This window comes from Dysosmobacter segnis (assembly GCF_014297285.1).
GTDB lineage: Bacteria > Bacillota > Clostridia > Oscillospirales > Oscillospiraceae > Oscillibacter > Oscillibacter segnis.
Genome location: NZ_JACOQI010000065.1, coordinates 1 through 2,810, shown reverse-complemented (window position 1 = coordinate 2,810; position 2,810 = coordinate 1). Strand labels below are relative to the sequence as shown.

Annotated in this window: 5 protein-coding genes; all 5 read left to right on the top strand. The window is 54.5% G+C overall.

What is annotated here, in order from left to right:
* The coding region (locus H8Z83_RS18885; RefSeq protein WP_187016442.1) for a C40 family peptidase at positions 1-964 on the top strand (964 nt) is incomplete at its 5' end.
* A 14-nt stretch (positions 965-978) separates the two neighbouring features.
* Positions 979-1,233, top strand: a complete 255-nt coding sequence (locus tag H8Z83_RS18880) for a DUF4315 family protein (protein ID WP_187016441.1) — start codon at positions 979-981, stop codon at positions 1,231-1,233.
* 2 nt (positions 1,234-1,235) lie between these two features.
* On the top strand, positions 1,236-1,985 hold the full coding sequence (locus H8Z83_RS18875; RefSeq protein WP_187016440.1) for a DUF4366 domain-containing protein: 750 nt from the start codon (positions 1,236-1,238) through the stop codon (positions 1,983-1,985).
* On the top strand, positions 1,982-2,158 hold the full coding sequence (locus H8Z83_RS18870; RefSeq protein ID WP_014080211.1) for a hypothetical protein: 177 nt from the start codon (positions 1,982-1,984) through the stop codon (positions 2,156-2,158). The genes H8Z83_RS18875 and H8Z83_RS18870 overlap by 4 nt, the downstream gene beginning before the upstream one ends.
* A 4-nt stretch (positions 2,159-2,162) precedes the next feature.
* Entirely contained in the window at positions 2,163-2,516 is a 354-nt protein-coding gene (locus tag H8Z83_RS18865) for a cysteine-rich VLP domain-containing protein (RefSeq protein ID WP_118638966.1), read from the top strand.
* Positions 2,517-2,810: the final 294 nt, after the last annotated feature.

Here is a 2,810-nt window from a genome sequence, read left to right as displayed (position 1 = left end):
GCTGGGGAACGCCGGGGCCGGTGCATTAGGGGCCAGCACCTATCCTTGCGAGGATCGGGATATGCTGGCCGCCGAAGCTGCCTACTGTGCGCTGGAAGATGATTTGCAGCATTATCTGGACACCTATGAAAGCACCCATGACTATGACGAATACCACTTCGATCTGGACGAAATCGAACATGACCCCTATGTGCTGCTTTCTCTTTTGTGTGCGCTCCATGAGGGACAATGGACAATAGACGAAGTCCAGGGAACGCTGCAAATGCTGTTTGACCGCCAGTACATTCTCACGGAGGATGTGGTGGTGGAAACCCGGTATCGCACAGAAACCGACACATGGACGGACGAGGACGGCAACTCCCATACGGACACCTATCAGGTGCCTTACGATTATTACATCTGTACGGTCACGTTGGAAAACTTTGATTTGTCCCATGTACCTGTGTACGTTATGGGCGAGGATCAGCTTTCCCGATATGCCATCTATATGGCAACGCTGGGGAACCGTCCTGACCTGTTTCCGGATTCTCCCTATGTGAACAAGTATATTACCGGGAAACCCGGTGATTACGAAGTGCCCGGAGAATATCTGGACGATGAAACCTTTGCTGCAATGCTTGCCGAAGCGCAGAAATACATCGGCTATCCCTATGTGTGGGGCGGCAGTTCTCCCGCCACTTCCTTTGATTGCTCGGGGTACGTTTCGTGGGTTATCAATCACTCCGGCTGGAATGTGGGCAGGCTGGGAGCCCAGGGGCTCTATAACATCTGTACGCCGACCCGCTCTCCCAAACCCGGTGATCTGGTGTTCTTCAAAGGCACCTATGACACGCCGGGCGTGAGCCATTGCGGGATTTATGTCGGTGACGGAAAAATGCTGCATTGTGGAGATCCCATCGGCTACGCAAATTTGAATACAAGCTACTGGCAATCTCATTTTTACGCCTACGGGCGTTTACCGTGACAGGAGGTTTTGAAATGGCAACTACCAAAAGCATGAAAATTCAGGCCGAGATTGATAAGGTCAAGGCCAAAATCAGTGAACAGCAGGCCCGGCTCAAGGAGCTGGAGCAGAAAAAGCTGGAGGCGGAAAACAGCGAGATCGTGGACATTGTGCGCGGTATGAGCATTTCCCTTACGGAGCTCCCGCTGCTGTTTGAAAAGCTGAAGGACGGTGGCACTTTGGGACAAAGTGTCCCGAAGACCGAAGAAGAAAAGAAGGAGGAAAACTGAATATGAAACACTTTCGTATGTTGGCGGCGGGGCTTTGCTCCGCCGTTCTTTTATGCGGCTTTGCGATTCCGGCCTATGCCTATTCGGACAGTGGAAATGAGGAACCGCCTGTTGTGGAAGAAACTCCGCCCCCGGAGCCTGCACCTACCATTACCCCGGGCGAGGGCTTTTCGGAGGATGGAAACCTTGTGACCCGCGATCTGCTCTACGATGCTGCAACCAACAAACAGTTCATCACGGTGGAAACCAGCGGCGGCAACACCTTTTACATTGTCATTGACTATGACAAGCCTGTGGATGAGGACGGCGAACAGTATCACACCTACTTTTTGAACATGATGGATGAAGCCGATCTGCTGGCGGCACTGGAGGCCGCTGGAGGAGAACTTCCGGCCTGCTCCTGCACAGAAAAATGTGCGCCCGGAGCCATCCATACGGATTGCGAGGTCTGCGCGGTCAACATGACCGAGTGTGCTGGCACAGCTCCAGAACCCGCTCCGGTGACGGAACCTGCGGAGGAGCCGGAACCCGAGCCCCAGCAGAAAAGCAATACCGGGATGCTTCTGCTGATTTTGGCAGTGGCTGTTCTGGGCGGCGGTGCAGGCTGGTACTTGAAAATCTACCGCCCGAAGCATGAAAAAGCTGCTGTACCCGAAGAAGATTACAGTGAGGAACTGGCTGATTATGACGATTCCGAGGACGATGGGCCGCCTTGGGACGAGGACGATACCGAAAGCGAGGATAATGAATGAGATTTACCAACAACCCCTATGAGGGATTTATGAAAGAAAAAAGCTACTTTAAGGGTGTGCCGCCCAGCCTGCCGCCGAAGGGCTCCCGTTGTGACGGCTGCCCTTACTGGCGTGGGATTGGCTGCGTGTTCTGCTACCGGGAGCAGCTCAAACCACCGGGCAACGGGAGGTGATGCTGTGGGCCGAGAACTGACCCGGACAGAAAAAGCGGCAATCCGCAGGCTGGTGTCAAAATGGTGTGCCAACTATGACCGGGACTGCGGCTGCCTGCCGCTGGATTGCGAGTGCTATATGTTTGGGAAATGCTGGACAGGGGCTTATTGCCGCTACTTCCGCGAGGCAGTTCTGCCCCTTGATCCGGCGCTGGAGGCTGCGCTGCTGGCAGAGGGGTCAAGGCCGGATTTCAAGGCTTGCCCGGTATGCGGCAGAGCCGTGGCTCCTGATGGACGGCAAACCTATTGTTCGGCGGCCTGTGCAAAGGCGGCACACCGCAGACAGCAGCGGGAATATATGCGAAAAAAGCGGGGCTGATGTGTTGACAATTAGGACACCCCAAACCCGCCTGTGACAAGGCTTTTTAAGGCCCTTTTCTGCGGGAGGCGTATGTTTCTACGTCCGCCCCTGTTTCCGTGAGATGCTGTCAACATTTTAGCTGCCGGGGCTTTGGGACAATTTGTCCCAAAGTTCCGGCTTTTGTGGAAGGAGGTACTATGCCGAAATATTATCCGATCAACGAAGAAGCCGCAAAGCGGGCAAAAGATATGAACAGCTTTTCCGACTATCAGCCGGGCTCCGCTACGGCGGGCTACCGGGCAATGGTCGATG

Excerpts from the sequence above, each read along its gene's own strand:
- H8Z83_RS18880 (WP_187016441.1), top strand. The coding sequence starts at position 979 with ATGGCAACTACCAAAAGCATGAAAATTCAGGCCGAGATTGATAAGGTC.
- H8Z83_RS18875 (WP_187016440.1), top strand. The coding sequence starts at position 1,236 with ATGAAACACTTTCGTATGTTGGCGGCGGGGCTTTGCTCCGCCGTTCTT.
- H8Z83_RS18870 (WP_014080211.1), top strand. The coding sequence starts at position 1,982 with ATGAGATTTACCAACAACCCCTATGAGGGATTTATGAAAGAAAAAAGC.